General features: G+C 62.6%; 23 protein-coding genes. 9 read left to right on the top strand and 14 right to left on the bottom strand.

Translation table 11 applies throughout. From position 1 onward, the window contains the following. Nucleotides 1–5: 5 nt before the first annotated feature. The gene (locus tag DDF70_RS14685; RefSeq protein ID WP_114945601.1) at nucleotides 6–1,649 is read right to left on the bottom strand and encodes a Na/Pi cotransporter family protein; all 1,644 of its coding nucleotides are present in this window, start codon (nucleotides 1,647–1,649) and stop codon (nucleotides 6–8) included. A gap of 375 nt (nucleotides 1,650–2,024) precedes the next feature. On the opposite strand from DDF70_RS14685, the gene DDF70_RS14680 reads away from it, so the two are divergent. Next, nucleotides 2,025–2,405: a hypothetical protein gene (locus tag DDF70_RS14680; protein WP_114945600.1), complete on the top strand. Its 381-nt coding sequence runs from the start codon at nucleotides 2,025–2,027 to the stop codon at nucleotides 2,403–2,405. 15 nt (nucleotides 2,406–2,420) lie between these two features. Here the strand turns inward: DDF70_RS14680 and DDF70_RS14675 are convergent, their stop codons facing one another. The 4 genes from DDF70_RS14675 to purT form a co-directional block, all read right to left on the bottom strand. Further along, on the bottom strand, nucleotides 2,421–3,473 hold the full coding sequence (locus DDF70_RS14675) for a sensor histidine kinase (protein WP_114945599.1): 1,053 nt from the start codon (nucleotides 3,471–3,473) through the stop codon (nucleotides 2,421–2,423). Continuing rightward, nucleotides 3,470–3,901, bottom strand: coding sequence for a response regulator (locus DDF70_RS14670; protein ID WP_114945598.1), 432 nt, complete (start codon nucleotides 3,899–3,901; stop codon nucleotides 3,470–3,472). Before DDF70_RS14670 ends, DDF70_RS14675 begins: the two co-directional genes overlap by 4 nt. Next, nucleotides 3,901–6,021 (bottom strand): PAS domain-containing protein, encoded by a 2,121-nt coding sequence (locus DDF70_RS14665; RefSeq protein WP_114945597.1) that lies wholly within the window; start codon nucleotides 6,019–6,021, stop codon nucleotides 3,901–3,903. The genes DDF70_RS14670 and DDF70_RS14665 overlap by 1 nt, the downstream gene beginning before the upstream one ends. Before the next feature lie 173 nt (nucleotides 6,022–6,194). After that, nucleotides 6,195–7,367 carry a formate-dependent phosphoribosylglycinamide formyltransferase gene (purT, locus tag DDF70_RS14660; RefSeq protein ID WP_114945596.1) on the bottom strand — a complete coding sequence of 391 codons (1,173 nt, stop codon included), beginning with the start codon at nucleotides 7,365–7,367 and terminating at the stop codon, nucleotides 6,195–6,197. 386 nt (nucleotides 7,368–7,753) lie between these two features. Here purT and DDF70_RS14655 point away from each other — a divergent pair, with 386 nt between their 5' ends. The 6 genes from DDF70_RS14655 (at nucleotide 7,754) to DDF70_RS14630 (ending at nucleotide 12,994) form a co-directional block, all read left to right on the top strand. Beyond that, on the top strand, nucleotides 7,754–8,059 hold the full coding sequence (locus tag DDF70_RS14655; RefSeq protein ID WP_114945595.1) for a hypothetical protein: 306 nt from the start codon (nucleotides 7,754–7,756) through the stop codon (nucleotides 8,057–8,059). A gap of 93 nt (nucleotides 8,060–8,152) precedes the next feature. Then, a complete protein-coding gene (locus tag DDF70_RS14650; protein WP_114945594.1) occupies nucleotides 8,153–9,073 on the top strand; it encodes a DMT family transporter in 921 nt (306 codons plus the stop codon). 102 nt (nucleotides 9,074–9,175) lie between these two features. Continuing rightward, on the top strand, nucleotides 9,176–10,267 hold the full coding sequence (locus DDF70_RS14645) for a type III polyketide synthase (protein ID WP_114945593.1): 1,092 nt from the start codon (nucleotides 9,176–9,178) through the stop codon (nucleotides 10,265–10,267). 8 nt (nucleotides 10,268–10,275) lie between these two features. Continuing rightward, nucleotides 10,276–10,989: a methyltransferase domain-containing protein gene (locus DDF70_RS14640; protein WP_114945592.1), complete on the top strand. Its 714-nt coding sequence runs from the start codon at nucleotides 10,276–10,278 to the stop codon at nucleotides 10,987–10,989. Continuing rightward, nucleotides 10,986–12,140: an NAD(P)/FAD-dependent oxidoreductase gene (locus DDF70_RS14635; RefSeq protein WP_114945591.1), complete on the top strand. Its 1,155-nt coding sequence runs from the start codon at nucleotides 10,986–10,988 to the stop codon at nucleotides 12,138–12,140. Before DDF70_RS14640 ends, DDF70_RS14635 begins: the two co-directional genes overlap by 4 nt. Beyond that, on the top strand, nucleotides 12,137–12,994 hold the full coding sequence (locus DDF70_RS14630; RefSeq protein ID WP_114945590.1) for an SAM-dependent methyltransferase: 858 nt from the start codon (nucleotides 12,137–12,139) through the stop codon (nucleotides 12,992–12,994). Before DDF70_RS14635 ends, DDF70_RS14630 begins: the two co-directional genes overlap by 4 nt. 2 nt (nucleotides 12,995–12,996) lie before the next feature. Here DDF70_RS14630 and DDF70_RS14625 read toward each other — a convergent pair whose 3' ends face one another. Next, on the bottom strand, nucleotides 12,997–13,524 hold the full coding sequence (locus DDF70_RS14625) for an ankyrin repeat domain-containing protein (RefSeq protein ID WP_114945589.1): 528 nt from the start codon (nucleotides 13,522–13,524) through the stop codon (nucleotides 12,997–12,999). A gap of 26 nt (nucleotides 13,525–13,550) precedes the next feature. Beyond that, nucleotides 13,551–14,474 (bottom strand): nucleoside hydrolase, encoded by a 924-nt coding sequence (locus DDF70_RS14620; protein ID WP_114945588.1) that lies wholly within the window; start codon nucleotides 14,472–14,474, stop codon nucleotides 13,551–13,553. Nucleotides 14,475–14,557: 83 nt separating this feature from the next. Between DDF70_RS14620 and DDF70_RS14615 the strand changes: the two genes are divergently transcribed. Next, on the top strand, nucleotides 14,558–16,432 hold the full coding sequence (locus tag DDF70_RS14615; RefSeq protein WP_114945648.1) for an adenine deaminase: 1,875 nt from the start codon (nucleotides 14,558–14,560) through the stop codon (nucleotides 16,430–16,432). A gap of 94 nt (nucleotides 16,433–16,526) precedes the next feature. On the opposite strand, the gene DDF70_RS14610 is transcribed toward DDF70_RS14615, so the two are convergent. From DDF70_RS14610 to DDF70_RS14585, 6 genes are all read right to left on the bottom strand, one after another. Beyond that, nucleotides 16,527–17,852: an amidohydrolase family protein gene (locus DDF70_RS14610; RefSeq protein WP_114945587.1), complete on the bottom strand. Its 1,326-nt coding sequence runs from the start codon at nucleotides 17,850–17,852 to the stop codon at nucleotides 16,527–16,529. A gap of 1 nt (nucleotide 17,853) precedes the next feature. Next, nucleotides 17,854–18,918 carry an ABC transporter ATP-binding protein gene (locus DDF70_RS14605; RefSeq protein WP_114945647.1) on the bottom strand — a complete coding sequence of 355 codons (1,065 nt, stop codon included), beginning with the start codon at nucleotides 18,916–18,918 and terminating at the stop codon, nucleotides 17,854–17,856. Between the two features lie 6 nt (nucleotides 18,919–18,924). Beyond that, a complete protein-coding gene (locus DDF70_RS14600) occupies nucleotides 18,925–19,716 on the bottom strand; it encodes an ABC transporter permease (RefSeq protein WP_114945586.1) in 792 nt (263 codons plus the stop codon). Continuing rightward, complete coding sequence (locus tag DDF70_RS14595) at nucleotides 19,713–20,561, bottom strand: ABC transporter permease (protein ID WP_114945585.1); 849 nt, start codon at nucleotides 20,559–20,561, stop codon at nucleotides 19,713–19,715. Before DDF70_RS14595 ends, DDF70_RS14600 begins: the two co-directional genes overlap by 4 nt. Before the next feature lie 10 nt (nucleotides 20,562–20,571). Continuing rightward, nucleotides 20,572–21,612, bottom strand: a complete 1,041-nt coding sequence (locus DDF70_RS14590) for an ABC transporter substrate-binding protein (protein ID WP_114945584.1) — start codon at nucleotides 21,610–21,612, stop codon at nucleotides 20,572–20,574. Between the two features lie 184 nt (nucleotides 21,613–21,796). Beyond that, nucleotides 21,797–22,483, bottom strand: a complete 687-nt coding sequence (locus DDF70_RS14585; protein ID WP_114945583.1) for a phosphoribosyltransferase — start codon at nucleotides 22,481–22,483, stop codon at nucleotides 21,797–21,799. Between the two features lie 98 nt (nucleotides 22,484–22,581). On the opposite strand from DDF70_RS14585, the gene DDF70_RS14580 reads away from it, so the two are divergent. Further along, entirely contained in the window at nucleotides 22,582–23,751 is a 1,170-nt protein-coding gene (locus DDF70_RS14580) for a M20 aminoacylase family protein (RefSeq protein ID WP_114945582.1), read from the top strand. A 3-nt stretch (nucleotides 23,752–23,754) separates the two neighbouring features. On the opposite strand, the gene DDF70_RS14575 is transcribed toward DDF70_RS14580, so the two are convergent. Further along, nucleotides 23,755–26,184, bottom strand: coding sequence for a helicase-related protein (locus DDF70_RS14575; protein WP_114945581.1), 2,430 nt, complete (start codon nucleotides 26,182–26,184; stop codon nucleotides 23,755–23,757). Nucleotides 26,185–26,294 lie beyond the last annotated feature (110 nt).

Genomic DNA, 26,294 nt, shown 5'->3' with positions numbered 1-26,294 from the left:
TGGGCTCACGACGTCAGGCGGCTGGGCTTGAGCTCCCCGCTCTGCTCGAGGAGCGAATGTCCGGTGGAAGCGATATGCGCCTCGATGCGCTTCAGATCGCGTACGATGTCGAGCTGAAGCGCACTGGTATCGCCGACGGCGCGGCCGGACCGGAGCTGTTCGAGATGCTTCTGCGCGACCGCCCGTTCGAGATCACGGAAGCGCTCCTTCTCGGAGACGAGCCTGCGGGCAGAACCCAGGTCCTGGAACATCAGGACTGATGCCGCAAGCTGCAGATGCTCCAGAAGCTTCGCATGCATGCTGGTGATGTCCTCCAGGCTGTCCTTCGGCAGGCGCAGATGGTTCTTGATGCGCTTGGCGGCCAGTTCCATCAGGTTCTTGTCGATGATGTCGCCCACATGTTCCAGATTAATGGCGAAGGCGAGGATATCCGAGAGGCGCTTCGCCTCCGCCTCGCTCAGGGTTTCGTGGTTGATCGAACTCAGATAACGGCGGATCGCGCTGAACAGCCTGTCGAGCACGTCGTCCGTGCGGCTCACCTGATCCACCCGGCTGATATCGTCCTCCCGGAAGAGATCCTGCGAACTCCTCAGCATGGACTCGACGGTATCGACCATGCGCAGGACTTCGCGGGCCGCGTTGGACAGGGCCACGGACGGAGTATCGAGAGCATCCCTGTCGAGATATTGCGGCGTGCCCGGATCGGAGGCGCGGAGCTTCTCGGGAAAGACCTTCAACAGCAGCTGCGCAATCCAGGGCAGCGGCAGGATGAAGATTACCGCAACCACGAGATTGAAAAGCGTATGAAAATTCGCGGCCAGACGTTCCGGATGGGCGTCGAAGACCGACATGGCAGAGAGGATCGGGTCGATCAGCGGAAACGTCACGAGGCAGCCGATGACCCGCATGGCGAAGTTGCCGAACGGTACGCGCAGTTTGACGGGATCGCCTCCGGTTCCCTCCAGCAGGGGGTTGAGGGAGCTGCCGAGATTGGCGCCCAGCACCATGACCAAAGCCGAATGAGCATCGATGACGCCGGCTCCCGCAAGCGACATGATGAACAGCAACGCGGCAACGCTGGAATGGGCGAGCCATGCAAAGAGCGCGGACAGGAGCACCAGGATCAGTGGATCGGGCGCGATGACGGCCAGAAGGTCCTTGATGACCTTCGACGATTCAATGGGCCTGATCGTTTCGCCGAGGAGATGCAGCGAAAGCAACATCAGCCCCAGGCCGATGGTCACGCGGCCCAGATCCTTGATCCGACTCGTTCTTCCGCGGCGGTAAGCTACGAAACCGCCGAAAATCAGCGCCGGAAAGATCAACGACACGTCGAACGAAAGCACCTGCACGATAAGCGTGGTGCCCACGTTCGCCCCGAGCATCACAGCCAGAGCCGGAACGATATCGACCGCGCCTCCAGCCGTGAAGGACGCCACCATCAATGCCGTCGCCGTGCTGCTTTGCAGGACCGTCGTTACGCCCAGTCCAGCGAGGAAGGCCTGCAGACGCGTCCTTAGCGCTACGCCCAGAATCCAACGAAGATCGCTGCCGAAAGCGCGCTGAACCCCGCTATTGACCATGTTGATGCCCCACAAAAGCAGGGCAATCTCACCGAAAAGGTGGATCAAGACGGAGGTTGCAGACATTCAATCCTCTGGAATCGCGAAATACGGCACGATCCCCTTGATTATCATCAATAGCCAGGACGGCAATAAGGTTGCCGGCTAATAATGACATGTATCGGAACAATCGTGGGAAAATTGCTCGAGAAATGTCATTTCGAATGCCCGTGCCCAATGGGAATACCACTAGACTCGATAGAAGCTCAGACGTCCCGACGGCCAGCCTGGCCCAATCTCAGAACCTTGCACAAACGCAAAAACAGCAAAGCTTGTTTCCAAGATCAATTTGGCTACTCCGAACGCATGCCGCCATCTCCTAAAGGTCGTCTGCTCTTTTGTGCATATAATCGCTACGCATTGAATGTCCTAAAAAGCTAAGTTCCAGGGTGGCAGGCATTGATGGACGGGATCTCACTGGTGGGTGTGCGAGGGCGCGAGATGGGTTTGGATGATCCATTTCCAATCGAGAAATGCTCCGGACGCGTCCGGGGAGCGATTCTGGCCGAATTCAAAGGACGGTGCCCCACCATCCGCGAAGTCGCCAGCATCTCGGATGCCCAATGGCTGACTGTCCCCAATATCGGCCCGACGACATTGGAGGAGTTGCGCAGCATGACGCACTCGGCTCCCAATGGAGAGGAGCGTCCGAACACGACAGGGATGCCGGATGGAGAGTTGCTCTCGCGGCTCAACCGGCTGCAGCGAGAGTTGAACATCATTGTCGGAGAAATCCGAGCGCGCCTGAGTGGCGGAGGCTCGAAGAACAACCAGTCGCGCTGAGCGTGGTCAGGTAAGTCAGATCGCGAAGGACAGGACGGCCCGCGTCCCCGAGTATGTCTGGTCGAACTCGATAACGGATTGCAGATTGGATGCCATGGCCCTCACGATCTTCGTGCCAAGGCCACTCCCCTGCACCACCCCAGTCCCTTTCCATCCGACCCCGTCATCCTCGACGGTCAGAATCGCATGTCCTTTGTCGGACGACAGGGCAACCCGGATATCGCCGGCCTTTCCAGCCGGATAGGCATATTTGAATGCGTTCGTGACAAGCTCCGTCACGATGACGCCGACAGAGACAGCCTTGTCGGTGGGGATCGAGACGGGCTGCGCCCGCAATGTGATCGTATGCTCCCGCCCGGCGGCGCGCATGGCGCCTTCCAGCTCCTCGACGAGCCCCTCCAGATAGGTGTCCATTTCGACGAAACGGACGTCGTTCGAGGTGTAAAGTCGCCGGTGAATCTGGGAGATGGCCGTAATACGGCTCTGCGTTTCGGTCAGCGTGTCCCGCGCGACGGTGTCGCTGCCGAGCGCCCGCTGCTGCATGGCGACGAGGGATGCGACCAGCTGCAAACTGTTGGCGACGCGATGGTTGACCTCTCGCAGCAGCATCTCGGCCCGCTCCCGGGCCTCGCGCATTTCCCTTTCAGCCGCTTCCTTCTCCTGACGGAGCCTCTCGGCGGCCAATGCCTGCTCGGCAGCCGTTCGGAGGAGATCGAGGAAGACGCCACCGACATCCTTGATCACGTAATCAGCCGCACCAGCCTTGAGGGCCGCGACCGCAATCCTCCCCTCATCGGCCCCGGTCACGTAGACGACCGGCGGCGGGTCGGACAGGGTCCGAATCTCGGAAAGGACTTCGAGGCCCTCCTTGCCGGGCATGAAGTGATCGAGGGCGACGACGTCGAAGCGCTCGGCGGCAAGCCGGCTCAACCCCTCGTCGCCGCTGAGGGCATGCCTGACCTGAAAGCCGTGGCGTGACAGAGAACGCTCGACCAGACGGCCCAGCCCGTGATCGTCATCAATGTACAGAAGCCGGATCGGTTCAGCTTCGGCAGCGCCCTGGCTCATAGGGTTTCGGGTAGCTGAATGACCGACAGGAACAGCCCAAGCTGGCGGATAGCCTGCGAGAAGGACTCATATTCCACCGGCTTGGTGATGTAGACATTGGCGCCGAGATCGTAGCAGCGTTGCACTTCACGCTGATCGTCGGTGGTCGTGAGCACCACCACCGGCGCACGTCTCAGCTTCTCGTCGCCCTTCAGCCTGGCGAGAATGTCGACCCCGTTCATGTCCGGCAGGTTGAGGTCGAGCAGGACAAGGAACGGGCCTGCATTGCGAACCTCATCGCTGAACAGGTGGTCCAGGGCCGCCGTCCCGCTGGCAAAGGTCCGAAGCTCGTTGCAGACGCCGGCCCGACGGATGTTCTTCTCGATCAGGCGGGCATGTCCTTCGTCGTCCTCGACCATAATGATGATAACGGGCTGTTGCTGAGGCATCAGGCGGCTTCCGAACTCATACTGAGATAGCTTGGCAGGACGACGGTGAAGGTCGAGCCTTCCCCTCGGCGGGACGAAACCGAAATCGTACCGCCGAGCCTTCGCACGAGAGCGCGCACATGTGCAAGTCCGATTCCCTCGCCTTGCTGATCCTGGACACCGGAGCGGCGGAACAGGTCGAAGATGCGCTCGAAATCCTTACGATCGATCCCCCGTCCGTTATCCTCGACCTCGTAGACGACACTCTCCCCAAGGTCATGCCCGCGGACCACAATCCTGCCAGGGCGGGACGGGTCGAGGTACTTTACAGCGTTGTCGATGAGGTTTCCGAAGATCTGTTCGATGGCAAGCCGGTCGCTGGTGAGGTCGGGAACAGGCTCCAGCAGGAGTTCCGCTCCCCGTTCCGATAATTGGTGTGCGACGCTTTGGCGCTGAGCCTCCAACATTCGCGCCATGCCGATGGGTTCTGGGGCCAGGACCCGTCGTCCCTCGCGAGAGAGCTTCAGGATCGCCCCGATCAGCTTGTCCATCTTGACCGTTGAAGACCGGATGAAGCCGATGGCCTCCGGCAGGTCGGATTCGATGGCCTCGCGCACTGCCGGCGAGATAAGGCTGGGGTTGGCTTGCTGGATATTCCTCCAGAGCCGCTCGATCTCCGCCTGGGCCCCTTCAAGCTCGCTGGTGAACCCCATGATATTGACGAGCGGGGCTCTCAGATCATGGCTGACAATGTAGGCGAAGCGTTGGATTTCCTCGTTCGCCGCATCGAGTTCCGTTACCCGCTCGGCTAGAACCGATGCCAGTCTGCGGGTTTCCTCTTCGGTGCGCAGTGCCCGCTCCCGACTCTCGCGAAGCGCGTCCTGCGCCTGCTTCAAATCGTGGATGTCCGTACAGGTTCCGAACCAACGCTTGATCCGCCCCTCCTCGTCACGGACCGGCTGCGCCCGGCCAAGGACCCAGCGGTACTCGCCGGAGCGATGCCGTAGCCGATACTCGATGTGGTATGGCTCACCCGTTTCCAGGCACCGGCGCCAGATCGTCCATGCACGCTCTTGATCGCCCGGGTGGAACATGCCGTTCCAGGCCTCGCCGTCGGTCGAGCCCTCCGGGACCCCGGTATACTCGTACCAGCGCTGATTATAGTAATCGTGGAAACCGTCCGGGCGCGTCGCCCAGATCATCTGATCAATCGAGTTGGCGATGGCGCGGAACCGCTCCTCGCTCTCTCGGAGAGCCTCCTCGGTGCGTTTCTGCTCCGTGACATCGTGCCCCTGCACGAAAATCCCGGACACCTGTCCGTTGGGATCAAAGATCGGCTGATAAACGAAATCCAGAAAGCGTTCATCTGGAAGGGCTCCGGCACCCTGCTCCAGGAAGATGCGGATGCTTCGACCCACGAAAGGCTGACCGCTTTGATAAACGCGGTCGAGAAGCTCGATGAAGCCCTGGTCCACTACCTCGGGCAATGCCTCCCGGACGGACTTGCCAACGATGTTTTCGCGGCCCACCACTTGAAGATAGGCCGTGTTGGCCATCGTGAAGACATGGTCCGGCCCACTCAGGGCTGCCATGAACCCGGGCGCCTGCTGGAACAGCCCCCGCAAGCGCCGCTGCTCTTCGTTCAGCACCTCGTTAGCCTGCTGAACCGCCTGGGCCCGGCGGAACATATCCGTCTCGATCAGGGCCGACGGGCCGGCCGACAGGACCGTGCTCTTCGCCAGATTCCGCAACCGATGGAGTTCAGTCACGTCGACCGTGTGCTGGAGGATGAACGCCATTTCGCCTGCCTCATTGAAAAGCGGCGTATGGGTTGCGCTCCAAAAACGTTCCTCGAAGCCCTGGCCGTTCGGCAAGGGAATGGCGTACTCGATCAATGAGAGATAGTCGGCGGATTTCTCCCGGATGACCTTGTCGAAGGAGCCTCGCAACTGTCGATGGCTCGGAGAGTCCGGATCGCTCGGAAACGCATCGAACATGTTGCGTCCGATCAGGTCCTCTCGATCGCGCATGGTCACCTGGAGGTAGGCGTCGTTCATCCCAACTATGGTGAGCGAGAGATCCAGCAGCACGTAGGGATTGGGCGAGGCACTGAAAAGCGCTTCAAAGTTGATTCTATGCAATCGTACCGCTGGTCGGGCGCCAGCCCCCTCGTTGATACCGGACAGAGCCTGTCCTTATCTAGGCCGCCCTGTGCCAAGTACCATAAGGCCAAGCATTTCGTGCAGTCACTGTGACCGATGCGTCACGCGAGGGCCGCCGGCACCTCTTGAGCGACGCCTCATCGGACACCCGCTCAGTCGTCATACTCGATCTGCACCCGAGCCGCCGCCTGCCGCGCTTTTTCGCGCGCCTCTTCGACCGTGTGACCGGAGGCAAGAGCCACACCCATGCGGCGGTGTTTCCTGGTCGTGGGCTTCCCGAAGATGCGCACCTCCACGTCGGCATCCGTCGAGCCGAGTGCGAGGGCCTCCCGCAGCCCGTCGATCCTGAACCGTTCCGCCTCCCGGTCAGCAAGGATCACCGCGGAGGCGGTGGCACCGTGCAGCCGGACCTGGGGAATCGGAAGGCCGAGAACGGCGCGGGCGTGGAGATCAAACTCCGACAGGTTCTGGGAGAGAAGCGTCACAAGACCCGTGTCATGGGGACGAGGCGAGAGTTCGGAAAAAATCACCTCGTCGCGGGTGACGAAGAACTCGACCCCGAAGATGCCATACCCGCCGAGATTGTCGACGACCTTCCGCGCCATGTCCTTCGCGTCCCCGAGCAGCTTCTCGGTCATCGGGGTCGGCTGCCAGGATTCCTGGTAATCGCCCCTCTCCTGGCGGTGGCCGATGGGCTCACAGAACGAGACACCGTCACGGGAGCGGATCGTCAGCAAGGTTATCTCGTATTCGAAGGCGATGAATTCCTCGACGATCACCTTCTTGCGGTCCCCCCGCATGTTCGCCACGGCATCATTCCAGGCTTGCTCCAGCTGGTCGGCCGTACGCACCGTGCTCTGTCCCTTCCCGGATGAAGACATAACGGGCTTGATCACGCAGGGCAGCCCCGTGTGCTCGGCCCCTTCCCTGACCTCATCGAGGCTCTCCGCGTAGCGGTACTTGGACGTGCGCAGGCCGAGTTCGGTTGCGGCAAGCTCCCGGATACGGTCGCGGTTCATGGTCAGCGACGCGGCCCGGGCGGAAGGAACGACCGTAAAGCCTTTGTCCTCGAAATCCTGCAGCACTTCCGTACGGATTGCCTCAATTTCCGGGACGATGAAATCGGGCTGGTGCTTCTCGATAGCGAGTTTGAGAGCATCTGCATCGAGCATGGAGAAGACCTCTGCCTCGTCGGCTACCTGCATGGCGGGAGCGCCGGGATAGCTGTCGCAGGCCACCACATAGCAGCCATAGCGCTTGACCGAGATCACGAACTCCTTCCCGAGCTCGCCCGATCCGAGGAGAAGAATCTTGGCTGTGAACACGAGAATGCCTTTCCTTGCGGGATGGACTGCGCCGCCTGGTTCGCAGACTGCCAAACTCACGTCCATATACGTGCGGACGTGCCATCGCTTCCAACCATCAATGGCCGACCGGGGCAGCGAGGTCGAGTCCCGGCGCTCTTAATCGGAGGATTGATGGGTCTTATTCACATAGGATAACACCGATCCTGTTTCCTCCCTGGCAGGAGACGTAAAAGCCCCAATTCTGCAGCTTTTCGGGACGAACCATGGATCAAGTCCCCTCTGGGTCGCGTTCACCATGGGGAGGGCACCGGCCTCGCTTGCGCTGGATGCAGCCCTGCCGTCTCAATCGCGCACTACGCAATCGGAAGTTCAATGGGTTAAGGGGTCTGCCCAGGAGAAGCCCAATGCTAGCAAAGAAGAAATCGTCCGAAAGCCGAAGCCGGCGCGTGACCCGCGTAGAGCCCCCGGTTCTGGAGGAGGCGATCGTCGCGGCACAGGGTCTTACGGATGATATCGACAGCCAGGTCGAGATCGCCGCGCAGCTCATGGGCCTCCCCGAGGAAGAGGTACGCCCCGTCGTGCTGAAGGCGGCGCCCCAGCCTCGCCGATCCGAGCGGCTGCCCGAGCGCGTGCTGATGCCTGAGCGAGCGGACGGACCGAAAGTCGTCGTCGTCGAGCGGAAGCGCCCCCGCCTCGTCATGCCGAGATAATTTCCCTATTCTCTTCATCCTATCTGGGCGCGCGGGTCGCAACAGCCCGCGCTATTGCATACTCACAACCGCTACCTCGCGGGATTGTCGAACATGGTCAAAGGTATTCTCCTTGCTTTTCTTGCCTTTGCCGTTTTTGCCTGGGGCGATGCGGTTGTGAAGGAGATCGGCCATGGCCTCGACCCCTTCGAGGTGACATTCTTCGGCTACCTCATTCCGTTCCTGCTGTCCCCGGTCTTCATGAAACCCGGCGACAAACTTGTCGACCTCGTTCGTTGGAACAGGCCCTGGCTCATGGGACTTCGGGTATTCCTGATCGCCATCACGACGCCGCTCAGCGTCATGGCCTTCCGGAGCCTACCCTTTGCGGAGGCCTTCGCCCTTCTGTTCCTGATGCCGAGCCTCGTGACGATCCTGTCGATCTTCGTTCTGAAGGAACATGTCAGATGGCGCCGCGGCCTTGCGGTCTGCGCCGCCTTCATCGGCGTCCTGATCATCGTGCGTCCCGGCTTCAAGGAATTTCTACCCGGCCATCTGGCGGCTCTCGCGGCGGCCTTGTGCGCGGCAGGCGGCGTCATCACGGGCAGGATGATCGGTCACACGGAAAAGCGCTTCACTCTTATCGGCACGGTCTTCCTGGCGACGACCGTCATCGCCGGCATCCTGATGGTTCCGGGTTTCGCCTGGCCGACGCCCCACCAATGGGTGCTGCTGCTCGCCTTCGCGGCAACCGCTTTCGTCGCGCAGGCCCTGTTCATCATCGCGACCATGTACGCCCCGGCCGACCGTCTCGGCGCGGCCCAGTACAGCCAGATCCTCTGGGCTCTGGCCATCGGCGCATTGTTCTTCGACGAATGGCCGGATGCCATGGCGCTGGTCGGCATCTTCATCGTCGTAGCCGCCGGCCTGTTCATCTTCGCACGGGAGCAGACCCTCAAGCGGCCTCCCCAGCCGGATGCCGCTCCGGCCGCCTCAACCCAAACCGAAAGCGAGGCCTCGCCCCTTTCGCATTAGGGTGCGACTTCTACGCCTGCTTTCGTTTTCGCATCCTCGGACCTGCCCTATCTTCGTCTCCATAGTGCCCCGATCGCTCCGTTTCGGGTCGGGATTGGCAGGGTGGTTCGCTTGGCAAGTGCATATATCAATCGGATCGGCACCGCCGTTCCGCAGCATGACGTCCATCAGACTTTCATTGGCTTCGTCGATCAGTTCCTGCCTGAACGGAAAGACAAACTGATCTTCAGGCGGATGGTCCAGCGTTCCGGGATCGAGCACCGCTATTCCACCCTTATGCCGAGCGAGAACCTTGGGGCCTCGGCTGACCAGGAGGGCTTTTTCCAACCGGGACAGTTTGCCGGTACGGGCGCCCGCATGAAGCGCTTCGAGACCCATGCGGTCGATCTCGCCCAACAGGCCATCGAGGCCCTGGACCTGAATGACGATCTCGCATCGATCAGCCACATGGTCGTGGCCTCCTGCACCGGGTTTACGGCGCCAGGCCTGGATCAGCAGATCATGGAGCGGCTGGGGCTCAATCCGTCCATCGAACGGACCATGGTGGGCTTCATGGGCTGCGCTGCTGCCGTCAACGCCCTGAAGGTGGCCCATCACATCGTCCGGTCCGAGCCGAGCGCCAAGGTGCTGGTCGTCAACCTGGAGCTCTGCACGCTCCACCTTCAGGAGACCTCCGACATGGAGGTGATCCTCAGCGCCCTGCTCTTCGGCGATGGATGTGCGGCCAGCCTCGTTTCTGCGGCCCCGACCGGCATCGCGATCAAGGATTTCCGCGTGGCCACGATCCCCGATACGCAGGACCTCATCACTTGGCGCATCGGCGACGCAGGGTTTGAAATGAGCCTGTCCGGTGATGTCCCCTGGCAGATCACCAAAGCCCTCCGTCATGAGGCCACCCGGAACGACGACGGAGGCATCCTGCGAGGACAGCGCAAGGACGAATTCGATCTCTGGGCTGTCCATGCCGGCGGACGAACGATCCTCGACGCGGTGGAACAGGGCCTCGACCTCGATCCAGATGCATTGCACTGGTCACGGGGCGTGCTGCGGGATTTCGGCAACATGTCCTCTGCGACGCTGATGTTCGTTCTTGGCCGGATCATGCAGGATGCTCCCCGGAACTCGAACGGGTTCGGAATGGCCTTCGGCCCGGGGCTCGTGGCCGAGACATTCCGTTTCACTCTCACCGAGTAGAGGCTGTCATGGCCCGGAGTTTTGCCAGTCGAAGTCCCGAGACGGAGTGGATGGACACCGAGCCCGTCAGCCTGGAGGACTACCGCGCCTGCCTGAAGGATCTGGCTATGGTCAATGTCGTGACCATGACGCACGGTCCGGTGCTGCAATGGCTCGACCGGGCGACCCGTCGGCTGGATCCGCATGAGCGCGTGACGATCCTCGACGTCGGCTACGGCTACGGCGACCTGCTGCGGCGGATCCATGACTGGAGTCGCCGACGCAACAGGCCAGTCGACCTCATCGGTGTCGATCTCAACCCTATGAGCGAGCCGATTGCCCGCGGCGCGACCGCCCCCGATGTCCCCATAGATTTCAGAACTGGGAACGTCTTCGACTTCAAACCGGGTCATCCTATCGACTTCATCCTCTGTTCGCAGACGACACATCACATGACCAATGCCGAGGTGGCGGACTTTGTCCGATGGATGGAGCGCGTTGCGACGCGCGGCTGGTTCATCGCCGACCTTTACCGCCACCCTGTCCCGTTCCATTTCTTCCGGGCACTTTCCTGGGCGGCCAGATGGCATCGTTTCGTCCGGCACGATGGGCCGATCTCGATTGCCCGCAGCTTCCGCCGGAAGGATTGGGAGTCGATCCTGACTTCGGCCGGTCTCGCCCCTGGAGCAGCCCGGATCCGCTGGTATCCGTCCTTCCGCCTCTGCGTGAGCCGATTGAAATGAGACGGAGATGCAAGGAGGAGGTCGTTGTCATCGGCGGCGGACTTGCCGGTGCATCGGCCGCTTGCATGCTCGCCGACGCCGGTCGTTCCGTCCTGGTGATCGAACGTGATGCGGCAGCTCGGGATAAGGTCTGCGGCGAGTTCCTGAGCATCGAGGCTCAAACCTATCTGGTCCATCTTGGAGTCGACCTCGATGCTCTCGGAGCGAGCCGGATCTCGCGCCTGCGCCTTGTTCGGGACCGCAAACTGATCGAAGTCGGCCTGCCCTTTGTCGGCCGAGGGTTGTCCCGCAGGGTTTTGGATGAAGCTCTGCTGCAGCAGGCCGAGGGCCGCGGAGCTCGGATCATTCGAGGTCAGGCCGCGAGGTCGATTTCCGCCGACCGGACGCAGATCGCCATCGACATGGGACAGGACGGTTCAATGGCGGCCGACAGCGTCTTCCTGGCGACCGGCAAGCATGATGTCAGAGGGGTCAAGCGGGCGTCGCTCGGCTCTACGAACGACCTCATCGGCTTCAAATTGCAGTATCGTTTGGCGAAGAGGGAACGGCAGGCCCTCGACGGGGCTGTCGAAGTGGCGCTCTTCCGCGGCGGCTATGCCGGGCTTCAGATGGTCGAGCGGGAAATCGCCAATCTCTGCCTCGTCGTTTCCCGGCAGCGCTTTGAACAGGTCGGGAAGAGCTGGGACAGCCTTCTTAGCTCCATCCTCGACGAATGCCCGCATCTCAGTGGACGTCTGCAGAGCGCCGTGCCCCTCCTCAAGCGCCCGTTGTCGATCTTCCAAATTCCCTACGGCTTTCTGCACAGGCCGGTTCCGGACGAACCCCAAGGTCTGTTTCGGCTTGGCGACCAGATGGGCGTCATTCCTTCCTTCACTGGCGAGGGCATGTCGATCGCGCTGCACAGCGGCTGCCTTGCAGCTTCGATTTTTCTCGAACACGGTCCAGCAGCTTCAATCTTCCACCACCGGATCGGATCAGATATCCGCCGCTCGATCCGGCTGGCATCCGTCCTGAACCACGCCGTGCGACACGCGGCCGGCCAAGGCGCGGTCTTTCATCTCTCCCGCATCTGGCCTGCCGCTATGCGCCATGTCACGTCGCTGACCCGCGTGCAGGAGGCCTCCATGAACAGAGTGCTTTTTGCATCATGATCGTTCCCAGGGAGCCTCAGACACCGGCTTCTGTTGCAGACCATTACGACGAGCTCGATCCGTTCTACCGCGAGATCTGGGGCGAGCACGTTCACCATGGTCTCTGGGCGACGGGATTGGAAACCCCGGATCAAGCGGTTGAAGGCCTGATCGCTCATCTGGCCGACACATTGGCGCTTGAGACCGGACAGCACGTCTGCGACATCGGCTGCGGATACGGCGCGACGGCTGAATGGCTTGCCGCGCAATACGGCACACACGTCACCGGTGTGACCCTTTCGTCCGCGCAGCTCAGGCAGGCGGAGAAGCGCGCGGCCCAATCTCCCCTGCTCCATTTCATACGTCAGGACTGGCTCGCGAATACGTTCCCGGACGGCATCTTCGATCATGTGTACGCCATCGAGAGTTCCGAACATATGCCCGACAAGCAGCGCTTCTTCGACGAGGCCTACCGCACCCTTCGGCCCGGCGGGCGGCTTGCCGTCTATGCTTGGCTCGCCCGGGAAAAAGCCGGAGCATGGGAGGAGCGCCTTCTCCTCGAGCCGATCTGCCGCGAGGGCCGCCTGGCTGGGTTGGGGACAGTTCCGGAATATCGCGATTGGGCCGAAAAGGCCGGGTTCAAGGTTGATGGAATCGAGAACTTAAGCGCAAAAGTGAAACGCACCTGGACGCTCTGCAGCGGACGCGTAGCGAGAAAGCTCCTCACTCGGGCAGAATATCGGCGCTATTTGCTCAATGCGCATTCCAGGAACCGCGTCTTCGCCTTGAGCCTTCCTCGCATCTGGCTGGCCTATACGACAGGCTCGATGGTTTATGGTCTCCTGACGGCCCACAAGCCATCGAGCCTTGCCTGATCTCAGGAATTCCGCGCGGCCTTGGCAAGCAGAGCCGCCGTGTCGGCTGCTCCCATCGCACCAGCCAATGCCTCGGCCGTGAGGCCGCCCGCATCCCGCGCCGTGAGATCAGCCCCCCTCGCAAGAAGCTCCTCGACGATCTCGCTGCGGTTGAACATGGCGGCGATCATGAGTGGGGTCTTTCCCCCCTCGCTACGACCGTTGGCGTCCGCACCCCCGTCCAGAAGGCACTGAACCGTCGCCATGTCGCCTTTGAAGGCAGCGCCTGCCAATGGAGTCTGTCCGCGATCGTTGGCGAGTTCCGGATCCGCCCCATGCGACAGGAGTGCCCGCACGGTGTCGACATGCCCGTGATAGCTCGCGAGCATCAGGAGCGAGTCGCCCTTCTCGTTCCTCAGGTTCGGCGGCAGCCCCATGCTCAACAAGTCCCCGAGCTCCTGCGCCTGCCCTGCCCTGGCGTGCTGGAACACCCGCTGTGCAAAGGCGATGGTTTCCTCGTCCAGTTCCGGCTTGGGTGGTTCATTTTGCATTGCGCTCTCCCGAAATGGGTCGTGCCTCAAAAGGACGCCAACGTCCTGGCGAGGAGATCGAGAGCGGCCGGACCGTCGACACCCGTGGCGACTTGAACCGGTGTTCCGCTCTCGTCGACCGTCAACGCACCCGCATCCGCGGAGGGTCCGGTGCTGACGCTCAGGCGCAGATCCTCCAGCCGGAACAGTTCCGGTGCCAGTGCGAACAGCATCACGCAGGGATCGTGAAGCGGACGGCTTTCCTGATGGGTCGAAGTCTCGAAATAGGACTCGATCAGATCGGCGACCATCGAGGCGAGAGGTTTGCCTGAGGCCGAAAGCGTTGCGATGAATTCCCTTGTGGCACGAACCCGGCGTGTCACATCCAGCGGCACGAGCACGAGCGGAAGCCCCGATCTCACGACGACATCCGCTGCCTCCGGATCGGCCCAGAGATTGAACTCGGCGCGAGGACCAACATTACCGGCCTCGTAAACCACGCCTCCCATAGCGATGATCCGGCCAATGCGCTTGGCGGCCTCGGGATTGTCGAGGATGAGACGCGCGATATTCGTGAGCGGCCCAAGAGCGAAGATGTCGACCTTGCCGGCCGGCTCGCTGAGCAGAAATTGCGCCAGCCATTCGACTGCGGGTCGGCCCTCCGGCTGCCGCACGGGAGCGGGCAGATCGACCCCGCCGATACCGTCCTTGCCGTGCAGATTCAAGGGCTCGGGACCCGGACGGGACAGCGGCGCCGACGCGCCCGTGAACACTGGAACGTCATGCCGGCCGGCAAAGGCGAGCAACCGGCCCGCGTTGCGTGTCGTCGTGTCGATGCCGATGTTCCCGGCAACGGTGGTGATTCCCGCAATCGAGAACTCGGGTGAAGCCAGCGCGAGCAGAATGCCGATGGCGTCGTCGATCCCGGGATCCGTATCGATGACGATTTGTCGGGGTTTTACGTGAGGCATGACGAGGCTAGAAACCTTGCGGTGAGTCCGTGCTGCTGCTTATCCGACACCGGACCGAATTTGACCATAGCTACAGGTGCACCGTGACCCAACCAACCTCGATTCCCGACGATCTCCTGGTGAATGCCGAGGACGAGGTCCGCATCCGGCAGGACCTCGTGCTGGTGGGTCTCGGCAAGCGACCGGCCGATATGCTGTTGCGGGTCGGACGTCTGCTCGACGTTCATACACGCACATGGCTGGAGGACCAGGAGATCGCCATCCGCGGCCGCCGCATTGCCTGGACTGGACCTGCCGGAACGTTCCCAGGGACAGCCGTCGCCCGAGCAGACAGGGCCGATCTTGCGGCCGTTCCCGGATTCGGCGAGGTGCACAAGCATATCGAGAGTTCGCACCTCACGCCTGAATACGAGGCGGCTCTCGTTCTGCCGCGCGGCAATACCTGGACGTGCGAGGCGAGCCACGAATTTTCGAATGTGGACGGCCCGCACAATCTCGATTTCTGGCTTACCGCCCGGCGGCACGGGTCCCCGATGAAGATCTTCCCTCTACCGGGATCGGCCGTTCCGCCGACCGCCTACGAATGGGGCGGCGGGTACTATGGATACGATGAACAGGCCGGCTTCCTGAAAGAGAGCCTCATGGTCGCCGGTCTCGATGAAGTCATGGACTGGCCTGCCGTGTGGAATCCGGAAAACCCATCGCACAGGCGGCTCTGGGGCATGATCCAAGCCACATTCGAGAAGCGTGGCGTGGTGGAGGGGCACGGCGCGGGGCTGCGCGATCTGAACTCCATCAATGCCTTCGCGGCCGCCGGGCTCGCCTCGGACCACGAGGGTTGGACGGCCGAGGAGGTCTGGGACAAGCTGCGTCACGGCATCTTCATCGAGATCAGGCCTCACTCGATGCCGGAGATCATCGCCGGTCTGATTCAGCGTGACCTCTCCGATTGGTCGCAGGTAGCCTTCGCCACGGACGACCGCAGTGCGTCGGACACGCTGCGGATGGGGGCGACGGATCACAATGTCCGCCTCGCGATCGAGTCGGACCTCACTCCCGAGATCGCGATTCAATGCGTGACCATCAACCCAGCCCGCCACATGCGTCTCACGCCATGGGTCGGCAGCATCGCGCCCGGCCGCTTTGCGGACATTGTGCTCCTCGACGACGTGGGAACGCTCTCAATTGTCGAGGTCTGGGCGGATGGACAGCCCGTGTCCAAGGGAGCGGACTATATCGGGCCGCTGCCTTCCATCGACTGGCCGGAATGGGCTTCGAAGACCGTGGACATCCGGCGCAGGATAGAACCTCGGGATTTCGCCATCCCGGCAGAGCCCGGTCGTAGCACGATGCAGGCCGCCCTGCTGCGCCCCTTCCACTGGCACGACGATTTCATCACCATGGAACTACCCGCGAAGAACGGCGAGGTTCATCGTGATCCGGCGCGGAACGTCACGAAATTCGCCATCGTCGACCGCTTCTCGGGCGAGGGAAAAACCTCCCGCATGTTCTGGCTCGGCTGCGGTCCGAAGACACCCGACACCGCCGTCGGCTGCACGGTCGCTCACGACAAGCACAATCTCTGGATCGTCGGCTCTTCGGACGAAGCCATGGCCATGGTGGCAAACCGAGTGGCGGAGATTGGCGGCGGCTGGGTTCTCGTCAGCGGCGGCAAGGTTCTGGCGGAGGTGCGCTACGAGATAGGTGGATTGATGACCCAGCGCACGGCAGAACAGCTCGATTCCGAGATGCAGCAACTCTATGCGGCAGCGGAAAAGATCGATTGGCTCTACGAGCCGACATTCTCGCCTCGCTGGTATCCGGGTTTTCCGGAGCGGCTGCAATTCGCGACACTCACCTGCGCCCCCTGGCGCTGGGTTCTGGTCGCGCCGTGCGAGGCCGCTCCGCAGGGTTTCGTGAATGTGGCGACCGGGCAGACGCACCCGGTCGTCTGGTAGCATTAGAGCTGCTTCCACCTGCGTGGAAACAGCTCTCTTCATTGCCACGCCGCATTTTTAACGGCGAACCGGGTCCACTTCGCCGAAAAATGCTCTAGCCTGCGGCGTCGATCCTGGCCATCTCGGCCTTGAACGTCATCGCGATCTGGCCCGCATCGCGCAGGATCTTCTTGCGCTCCAGGCTTTCCACCTGGCGGCTCCGCATGATCCAGCGGCCGCCGACCATTACGTCCTGTACGTCGGCGGGCATCGCGGAGAACACGAGCGTGGCGTAGATGTCGTAGACGGGCTGCAGGCGCGGCGCCGACAGGTCGATCCGGATCAGGTCCGCCTGCTTGCCCGGCTCGAGCGAGCCGATGCGCCTGTCGAGCCCCAGCACCTGCGCGCCTTCCAGCGTCGCCATGCGGATTACTTGGGCGGCCGGCATGGGCTTGCGGCTGTGGCCGAGAAGCTTCTGGAACATGGAGACCGGGCCGAACTGGCTGAACAGGTCGAGGGTGTTGCCGCTCATCGGCCCATCGGTGGCGATACCGACCTTAATGCCGGCGGCGCGCATCGCCTCGATGGGCGCGATGCCGCGTCCCGCCTTCGCGTTCGAGCGGGCATTGTGGGCCACCCGCACATCCGCCTTCGCCATCCGCTCGATCTCGAACGGATCGATGTGCAGGCAATGGGCCGCGATCAGGCCGGGACGCAGAAGTCCCGCCTTCTCGACCACGGCCACGGGTCGTAGGCCATGGTTCTTGCGGCACCATTCCATCTCGCTGTCCATCTCGGCGAGATGGAGCTGCACCGGAACGCCCGGATGAGCCTCGGCCCAGCGGGCCACGCGAGCCATGATCTCAATATCGGTCGAGTATGGAGCGTGGGGCGCAATGGATGGAACGATCCGCTCATGGCCTGAAAACTCGGAGACGAGTTCCTCAACGAGCGCGAAGCCATCATCGATGGTCTTGTGATCCGGAGGGTCGAAGGTCGCGAGGGTCTGGCCGACTACGCCGCGCAAACCTGCCTGATCCAGGGCTCGCCCGACCTCCGTCTCGTAATAGTACATGTCGGCGATGGTGGTGACGCCTGCCTCGATGGATTCGAGCGCACCGAGGAGCGTTCCCACGCGCACCATTTCCGGAGAGACGAACTTGCGCTCCATGGGCAGCACGTACCGGAACAGCCGGTCGTCCACATCCTCGCCGAGGCCCCGGAACAGGGTCATCGCCAGATGAGCATGGGGATTGACCATGCCGGGCATGATCACATCGCCCTCGACGTCGATGATCTCGGCTCCTTCGACCAGCGGCGGTTCGCCGGAACCGACAGCCTGGATCGTGCTGCCTTCGATATGCACCCATCCTCGATCGATGACGCTCATCGTCTCGTCGATCGGGAGCAGGCAGGCGTTCTGAATGATGATCGCAGCCATGTCAGTCTTCCTCGGAAGCCAGAATGGTGCATTGCTCCGGCACGGGCACGAGCTTCACGGTGGCGCCCGATTTCAGCGGGTTCGTGAGGCTGCCATTCGCGACGAGGTTGCCGGCGGCCGTCTCGCATTGGTACTGATAAGCGCGACCGAGATAAGTTCTCAGGCCCAGTCGAGCCGGCAGTCCCTCGGCGGCCACATCCGGCGAGACCATCAGACCATCCGGCCGCGTGGCCAGCAGGAACGTGTCGGGAATGGAGCCGAACAGGCTCTGAGAGAGGCGCAACCGCATTCCGGCAGCCTCTGCCGTCACCGTATCGCCATCCCGCTCCACCGTCTTGAACGGGATAATGTTCTCGAAGCCGACGAAGCGGGCCACGAAGGTGTTGGCCGGACGTCGATACAGCACCTCCGGCCGGTCGAACTGCATCAGCCGCCCGGCATTCATGATGGCAACGCGGTCTGAAATCGAGAACGCCTCCTCCTGGTCGTGCGTGACATAGACCGAGGTGGTGCCATTGGCCCGCTGCAATTGGCGGATTTCGACACGCATGTCGACCCTGAGCTTGGCATCGAGATTGGAGAGCGGCTCGTCGAACATCAGCAGCGGCGGCTCGATCACAAGCGCCCGGGCCAGTGCCACGCGCTGCTTCTGCCCACCCGAGAGTGCTCCCGGCGCGCGATCCGCCAGGGCTGAGAGGCCGACGCGCTCCAGCATGGCGAGGGCCCGCTTGCGGCGCTCCTCCGGGGCAATGCCCCGCTGCTTCAGCCCGAAGGCGACGTTGTCCAGAACGGAAAGGTGCGGGAACAGCGCGTAGTTCTGGAAAACGAGGCCGATGTCGCGCTTGTGGGTCGGCAGCCGGGTCAGGTCACGTCCGCCCAGGGAAATCGACCCGCTGGTTGGGGAAAGGAACCCTGCGATGAGACGCAACGTGGTGGTCTTGCCGCAGCCGCTGGCGCCGAGAAGCGAGACGAGTTCGCCGGCTTGGACCGAGAGCGAGAGGTCTTCGAGAACCTTGGTCGTTCCGTAATGGGCGGAAACGGCGTTGATATCGAGAGGCTGTGTCACGGACAATTACTTCGCAAGAAAGGTGAGGCCGAGGGTTCGCTCGACGATGGCCATCACGGCCACGGTGAGGAACATCAGGAGGACGGAGACGGAAGCGACGGTCGGATCGAAGAACTGCTCCACATGCGCCAGGATCTGGATCGGCAGGGTGCTGACGCCCGGTCCGGTGAGGAAAAGCGACACCGATACGTCGTTGAGCGAGGTGATGAAGGCGAGGATGAACGCCGCGATCACCCCTCCCCGGACGTTCGGCAGAACGATGGTGAAGAAGGTCTTCAGCGGCGCACTGCCCAAGCTGATCGCCGCCTCCTCGATGGAAAAGTCGAAGGACGCGAGACTGGCGCTGATCACCCGCACCACATAGGGCAGAACGATCAGAGTATGGCCGACAAGGAGCGCCAGGAAAATCGGCGCCCCCACCCCCACCGTCAGCGACTTCAGCAGCGCGAAGCCGAATACGATCTCAGGCACGAGGATCGGCAGCACGAACAAGGTGCCGAGCCATTTCGGCAGCTCGACCCGGAAACGGTTGAGAGCATAGGCGGCCGGAATGCCGATCAGAAGCGCGATCGTCGTTCCCAGGAAGGCGATCTGCAGGCTGGTGACGATGGTCCGCCGAAAGGCGCTGATCTCGAATATGTTGTAGAACCAGCGCAGCGAAAGCCCCTGCGGCGGGAAGGTCAGATAGGTCGTGTCGCTGAGCGCGGCACCGACCACGATCACGAGCGGCACCATCAGGAACAGATAGACCAGTGCCGCCACGGCGATGAGGATGGGATGAGGTCTGTCGGACATCACGTAGCCATGGGGTTGATGCGGCGGGCGATGTGGCTCATGGCGAGAACGATGGTGATGGTGATCACCGTCATGATTGCCGCGATGGTCGAGGCACCGACCCAGTCGAAGGACACCATGGCGCGCTGCTGCAGCAGCGTCGCAAGGACGGTCTGGCGTTCTCCGCCCAGAAGCTGCGGGGTGGCGTAGGCCGTGAAGCTGCCGGTGAAGACCAGCACGGCACCGACGATGAGGCCCGGCACCGCGAGTGGCAGCAGAACCTGCCAGAAGGTCGCCACGGGCGAAGCGCCGAGGGACGAGGAGGCCTGCAGCACGTCCTTGGAGATGTTCTCCAGGACGCCCACCAGGGACAGAACCATGAGCGGCACGAAGAGATAGACCATGCCGACAATGACGGCGCCCTGCGTATAGAGCATCTCAAGCGGCTCGTTGACGATGCCGAGCGCCAGAAGGGCTTGGTTCAGGATGCCGTTGCGGCCCAGAATAATGAGCCACGCGAAGGCGCGGACCACGACGCCCGTGAGGAGCGGAAAGACCGCCGCGACGATGAGCAGGCTCTTCACCTTGCCCGGCGCCCGCGAGACCACATAGGCCGTCATGAAGCCGAAGATCAGGGAGATGATCGTCGTCAGCGCCGAAATCTGGAGCGTCCGGAAAAGGACCGTCGTGCGGAAGCCGCTATTGAAATAGGAGATGTAGGGGGCGAAGACCCCACGCGGATCCATGAAGGTTCCTGCGATCACGGCGCCGATCGGCACGATCAGGAACCCGATCACGGCGAGCGTGGCGGGCGCGGTCAGCGCCCACCCGGGTGCGCCGCTCGGGCGCCAGAAATGTCTTGATGTCATGATGGCAGGATTACTTCCCGAAAACCTCGCTCCAGGCATCGAGCCAATCGTTCTTGGCCGCATTCAGCTTTTCGTAATCGAGACGCTTGAGCGAGGAGATCATCTTCTGGCCATAGGTCCAGCGGGAGGCCTGCTCGGGTGTCAGCTGCACGGCGGTGGCAACCGGCGCGTCCACGCCCCGCTCGGCCAGGGTCTGCTGGATCTTGGGATCGAGGATGAAGTTGATGAACTGGTGCGCCAGATCGGGGTTCGCCGCGCCCTTGGCGATGTTCACCGTGTTGAGGGTGGCATAATCACCCTCCTTCAACTCCGCCCAGCGTACGGTCGGCACCGCCGCCTGGATCTGAGCGAGGGTGAAGTCCTGCGCCATGGCGACGGAGACCTCGCCGGTCGAGAAAAGGTTCACGAGCTCCGAACCGGTATTGTAGTTCTTCACCACATTGGGCTTCAGCTGCTCGAGCGCCTTGAAGGCTGCGCTCTCGTCCTTGTACGGATCGACACCGGCCTTGTTCGCCGCGACTAGAACAGTCATCGGGCCTGCGGTCGTGGTGATGCCGGGCAGAGAGACGCGACGCTTGAGATCATCCCGCCACAGATCGTTCCAGGAGGTAATCGGCGCCGACACCTTCGCGCTGTCATAGATGATTCCGACGCGGCCGATAGTGTAAGCCGGGCCGAACTTGCCCTGCGGCTCCTTGGCAAGGTCGTAGATGCCGTTGATGTTGGGGACCTTCGCGCGATCGACCGGCTGGAACAGGCCCTCCTGGATGCCAAGCTGCGAGTAGCTGTCGGTAAGGTAGACGACATCGACACCGCCGCCGCCGCGAATCTTGATCTTGTTCAGGCGGTCGGCATTGTTGCCGGTCTCGAAGACGAGATCGCAGCCGCATTGGGCGCGGAACGGCTTAAGAATGATCTCTTCAAGTTTGTCGCCGTTGAAGCCCCACCAGGAGATCGTGAGGGTCTTGTTCTGCGCCATGGCTGGGGACGCGGACAAGGCCGCCAGAGCCAACGCCATGCTCGTCATCGCTTTGCGCCAACGCCCAACCATCTCAGATTCTCCTGGTTTCATTGTTTCAAAGCCAAGGATACGGATGCCGATATCCTTTACAGGGGCGAAAACTGCCCTATCGGCACAGGCAATAACACAACCGCGGGCGCGGGAAAGCCCTTCCGGCCAAGGTGTCTGCCCACCTTATCGCCTTTCTGCTCAAAAAATCTGCAAAAGAAGGCGGCTATTCGGGAATCCATCCACCTGTCGGCGACCGCTTCAGACGGGGAGTTCGAAGCACACCCACCACCCGGTCCAAAGAATGGGAATAGATGGCTGAAACCGGTTCCTGCCAAGCGTCCGTCTGCAGCATCGCGGCCCCAATGGCGACCGGGCTGATCCCGCAGGCCTCCAGCAGCTTCAGGGCGGCCCCGATGGAGCGTCCGCTGCTGATCACGTCGTCCACGAGCAGCACCCGCCGGTTCTCGATCAGCGGCAGCATGCGGGGATCGAGATAGAGCCGCTTCATCTGCTCGGGACTGGTAATGGAGCTCATCGGCATGGAGAGTTCCTCCCGGTACCAGAACTTGCGTGATGTCCCGAACGGCACGTATCGACCGTGCCCCAACTTCTTCGCCGTCCCGCTCGCGAGGGTGAGGCCGAGGGTGGGCAGTCCGATTACCACCTCCGGCTCGAAGGCACGGACCTTCTCCGCGAGGCTCGCGCATAGAGCCTCTTCGACGGTAAAACCGGCCTGGTTGATGATGAGCGATGCCAGGGCGTGCTCCCCATCGGCCAGTTCGCGAATGGGAAGGCGCAGCTGCCGCCCGTCCTCGAACTCGGCGGGGAAGAACCCGCAATGCCCCCCATCCGGCAGCCGCTCGAATGTGTGTGGCGGATGGATCTCCTGCCAGAAATCATGGGGCTCCATGGCTCATATCTTCCAATTTGACGGCACTGAACGATTGTGACCCAGCCGCCGCCGCGCTATCGAACACACCTCACCGACCAGATCAGGATGACAGCACGATGCCCCTTCCGGACCTCATCCAGGCGGACCTATCATTCCTGCGCAGCCTCCGCCAAGACCTGCATGCCCACCCGGAGCTGGGTTTCGAAGAGGAACGCACGAGCGGGATCGTCGCTTCGCTTCTGGAAGAGGCTGGCCTGAGTGTGCACCGGGGATTGGGGAAGACAGGCGTCGTCGGCACTCTTCGAGTGGGAAACGGCACGCGTGCCATCGGCCTTCGCGCCGACATGGACGCGCTCGCCATGCCGGAACAGGCTGAACGTCCCTACAAGTCGAAATTCGCCGGGAAGATGCATGCGTGCGGTCATGACGGGCACACAACCCTGCTGCTCGGAGCGGCCCGTCACCTGGCACGCACCCGCAACTTCTCAGGCACAGTGCATTTCATCTTCCAGCCGGCGGAGGAAGGGCGCGGCGGGGCGAAGAAGATGGTCGAGGACGGGCTTTTCGATCTCTTTCCTTGTGATGCAGTCTACGGCCTGCACAACATGCCGGGCCTGTCGGTCGATGAGATGGCGGTGACGGCCGGGCCCCAGCTGGCCTCGTCCGATACGTGGTTCGTGACGTTCAGGGGCGTCGGTACCCACGGAGCCAAGCCCCATCTCGGCAAGGACCCGATCACCGCGAGCGGGCACTTCCTCTCCGCGCTCCAGACCATCGTCGGACGGGTGATCAATCCGTTGCAGCCTGCCGTGGTGAGCGCCTGCTCCATCCAGGCCGGCGATCCGCGGGCGCTCAACGTCATTCCGGATGTCGTGGAGATCGGCGGAACCGCACGGGCCTATTCCGCACTGGTACGCGACCAGCTCGAAGCGGAGATCGAGCGGCTGGCGCGAGGCGTCGCGGCGATGTTCGGCATCGAGGTCTCATACGAATTCCGCCGCCGCATTCCACCGGTCGTCAATCACACGGATGCAACAGAGCGCGCACTCAGGGCTGCGCAGTCCGTCTGCGGTACAAAGGTGGTAACCGATTTCGAGCCTTCGACGGCCGGAGACGATTTCGCGTTCTTCGGAGAGGCCGCGCCCGGCGCCTATGTCTGGCTCGGGAACGGCCCCGCCGTCGACGGAGCGCTGCATCACAACACGGCGTATGATTTCAACGACGACGCGATTCCGACCGGCGTAGCCTTCTGGGTGGCGCTCGTGGAGCAGGAGCTTGCAGACTGAGGTCTACTGCCATCTCGCGCGCTGGGGCTCGGCCTCACCGGCATCGGCTTCGGCCCAGCCGCGTCGGTTTTTCTTCTGCTTATGCGGTTTCTTGCCCCTGTCACGTCGGACCTTTTCGTCCGGCTTACGGCGATGCGATACGGACGTCGCGACAAGCTTCTCTTCGATCTTTGCATTGAGGCTTGCACGTAGATCGACCACTGCCTCCACATCCTCGAAGACGTCCGGATAGCGCTGGGCCAGCCAAAGCCAGCTGGTCGCGATCTTCACCCGGGCCTCGAGCTTCAGAAGGTCCGCGTTCACGCCGAAATCCGGAGCGTCGACCCGCCCGTCGCGAGCGTGCTGCCGCGCCCAGTCGAGGAGCAGTTCGACCGCCAGCTGCTCGCGTCCATCGACCGGCGCCATCGCGTAGGACAATCGGTCGAGGATCGGCATGTCCACCGTATCGAGGAGCGTCGCCAGCTCGATCATCTCGTCCATATCGGCCATGCGCAGATCCGGATGGCCGGCGACAAGCGTGTCGTAGAGATGGCGAAGCACGCGGCCGAGGCGGTCCGTCTGCAGCACCTCGCTCGCTGACAGCACCGTCTCCTGGTTCGGACGGACATAGGCCTTTCCCCGCAGCTTCGCGGCGTCGCCATTCAAGGCATTGCGCACGATGGTTTCGACCTGCGCGTAGGCGCCTGCCTCCGGAAGCGCCGTTACCATACCTTCGTCATGGTGGCCGAACCGCCCTGCCCGGCCGGCGATCTGTTTGATTTCCATGGCCGTGAGCTGACGCTCGCGCACGCCGTCGAACTTGCGCAGGGTCGAAAAGACCACCCTCCTGAGCGGACCGATATTCAATCCCATGCCGATGGCGTCGGTCGCCACGAGAATCTCCGCCTCACCGTTGCGGAAACGCGCGGCCTCCGCCCGGCGGACTTCGGGCCCGAGAGCCCCGTATACGGTTGCGACCGTGCGACCCGACGCAACGAGGCGCGTGCGCAGGTCGTGCACCGCGCGGCGGGTGAAGGCCACGACGGCATCGCCGCGGGTGAGCTTGTTGAGGTTGGCCGGGACACCTTCCAACCGAAGCTTGCCCTTGCGCTTGAGGATCTTCACCTCCAGCGGCTCACCGGTCATGGCGAGCAGGTGCTCGACGAGGGGGATTGCCTCCGGCGCGCCGGTCAGCACCACGAGCTTCGCCGGCGCTCCGATCATCGCCTGCGTCCAGGCCCAGCCGCGGCTCGGGTCGCCCAGCATCTGCACTTCGTCGATCACGCAGACATCGACGACACGGTGCAGGTCCAGCGTCTCGATCGTGCGGGCGATATGGGTCGTGCCCTCCGGCAGCACCCGCTCCTCGCCCGTGACCATGCCGGCCGCGAAGCCTTCCCCGCTCAGGCGTTCATAGTGTTCGAGCGCGAGAAGCCGCAGCGGCGACAGGATCTCGGCGGTCTCGGCCTCACCGGCCAGTCTGAGGGCCTCGTGGGTCTTGCCGGAGTTGGTCGGACCGGCGAGGAAAAGGAACCGGCGATTGAGGGAGCGGGCGACGGGAAAGATGGCCGCGTAGCGCTCATAACCTGAGGCTTCGCGAATTTGCGCTTCACGCAGATGCCGGAGCCTTCTGGCAGCCGCTTTGGAGCGGTAGTCGTCGAGCTTCTGGCGCAGTTTGCGCCCTGCTCCAGCCGGTCCGCCCTTGTCCGACGCCTGAATGCGGTCGAGCTTCTCGATGGCGGCCTGAATGCCGCCGAGGATGGCCTGACGCTCGTTTGCGTCTTCGAAGGCGTCGAGATAGGTCTCGAGCTCGTCACGCCAGCTCGTCAGTTCCTGCTCGCAGGCCTCGAAGACCGCATTCCGCAGCTCGACGACCCTGGCTTCGAGAGCATCCGACGCCGTTGCGAGTTCGGTGCGCTCGACGCGCGCCGGTGCGAGCACCACCGCGGCCACTTCGAGAGGCTCGGCGAGGGCGTACTCGATGACGATGTCGATGGGAGCGCTGTCCGGCAGGATCTGCATCGGCTTGCTGAACACGGCCCGATAGCCCGCGAAAACCCGCTCCGGCTTCCACGGACCTTTTTCGACGCGGCGGATGTCCTCGGCGATGTAGAGGCCCGTGTTTCGTCGAACGGGCGCAAGAATGCTCTGGCGACGCCGGTGAGCGGCATCGTCCAGAGGCTGCTGCTCGCCACCCCGTCGGGATGGATGAGAGGCGCTCTTCTGCATCTCGCCGCCCTGCTCCCGCCATGCCGGCACCTCTCCGGCGAGCTTCGCGACCACGTCCGGATCGAACATCGGGGCCTCGAAGGTACGCCCACGTTTCTGGAACGTCCGTCGCTCGGCCACCGGAATGAGCCCTGCTTCGATCCAGCGCTCGCACTCCGCCTCGCTGGCCAGGAGGATGCCCGGCAGATGGTTGAGGCTGACAAGGTTCTTTGACTTCTTGGACATTCACGGTTCCGTTTGGCGAAGCGCGTTCGCCGCTGCTCCAGCCTCGTTCATAGATGCGCCTGCCGTGTTGGCACGAGCCAGGATTCAACTCGCGGAAGGCTGACATGTTT

The organism is Microvirga calopogonii, assembly GCF_003347665.1.
Taxonomy (GTDB): domain Bacteria; phylum Pseudomonadota; class Alphaproteobacteria; order Rhizobiales; family Beijerinckiaceae; genus Microvirga; species Microvirga calopogonii.
This window is presented reverse-complemented; position numbering and strand designations above follow the sequence as displayed.

Coding starts and splice junctions, on each gene's coding strand:
- DDF70_RS14650 (WP_114945594.1), top strand. CDS start 8,153: ATGGTCAAAGGTATTCTCCTTGCTTTTCTTGCCTTTGCCGTTTTTGCC.
- DDF70_RS14680 (WP_114945600.1), top strand. CDS start 2,025: ATGGACGGGATCTCACTGGTGGGTGTGCGAGGGCGCGAGATGGGTTTG.
- DDF70_RS14610 (WP_114945587.1), bottom strand. CDS start 17,852: ATGGCTGCGATCATCATTCAGAACGCCTGCCTGCTCCCGATCGACGAG.
- DDF70_RS14590 (WP_114945584.1), bottom strand. CDS start 21,612: ATGGTTGGGCGTTGGCGCAAAGCGATGACGAGCATGGCGTTGGCTCTG.
- DDF70_RS14625 (WP_114945589.1), bottom strand. CDS start 13,524: ATGCAAAATGAACCACCCAAGCCGGAACTGGACGAGGAAACCATCGCC.
- DDF70_RS14585 (WP_114945583.1), bottom strand. CDS start 22,483: ATGGAGCCCCATGATTTCTGGCAGGAGATCCATCCGCCACACACATTC.
- DDF70_RS14685 (WP_114945601.1), bottom strand. CDS start 1,649: ATGTCTGCAACCTCCGTCTTGATCCACCTTTTCGGTGAGATTGCCCTG.
- DDF70_RS14630 (WP_114945590.1), top strand. CDS start 12,137: ATGATCGTTCCCAGGGAGCCTCAGACACCGGCTTCTGTTGCAGACCAT.
- DDF70_RS14675 (WP_114945599.1), bottom strand. CDS start 3,473: ATGAGCCAGGGCGCTGCCGAAGCTGAACCGATCCGGCTTCTGTACATT.
- DDF70_RS14595 (WP_114945585.1), bottom strand. CDS start 20,561: ATGACATCAAGACATTTCTGGCGCCCGAGCGGCGCACCCGGGTGGGCG.
- DDF70_RS14635 (WP_114945591.1), top strand. CDS start 10,986: ATGAGACGGAGATGCAAGGAGGAGGTCGTTGTCATCGGCGGCGGACTT.
- DDF70_RS14640 (WP_114945592.1), top strand. CDS start 10,276: ATGGCCCGGAGTTTTGCCAGTCGAAGTCCCGAGACGGAGTGGATGGAC.
- DDF70_RS14620 (WP_114945588.1), bottom strand. CDS start 14,474: ATGCCTCACGTAAAACCCCGACAAATCGTCATCGATACGGATCCCGGG.
- DDF70_RS14655 (WP_114945595.1), top strand. CDS start 7,754: ATGCTAGCAAAGAAGAAATCGTCCGAAAGCCGAAGCCGGCGCGTGACC.
- DDF70_RS14670 (WP_114945598.1), bottom strand. CDS start 3,901: ATGCCTCAGCAACAGCCCGTTATCATCATTATGGTCGAGGACGACGAA.
- DDF70_RS14575 (WP_114945581.1), bottom strand. CDS start 26,184: ATGTCCAAGAAGTCAAAGAACCTTGTCAGCCTCAACCATCTGCCGGGC.
- DDF70_RS14580 (WP_114945582.1), top strand. CDS start 22,582: ATGCCCCTTCCGGACCTCATCCAGGCGGACCTATCATTCCTGCGCAGC.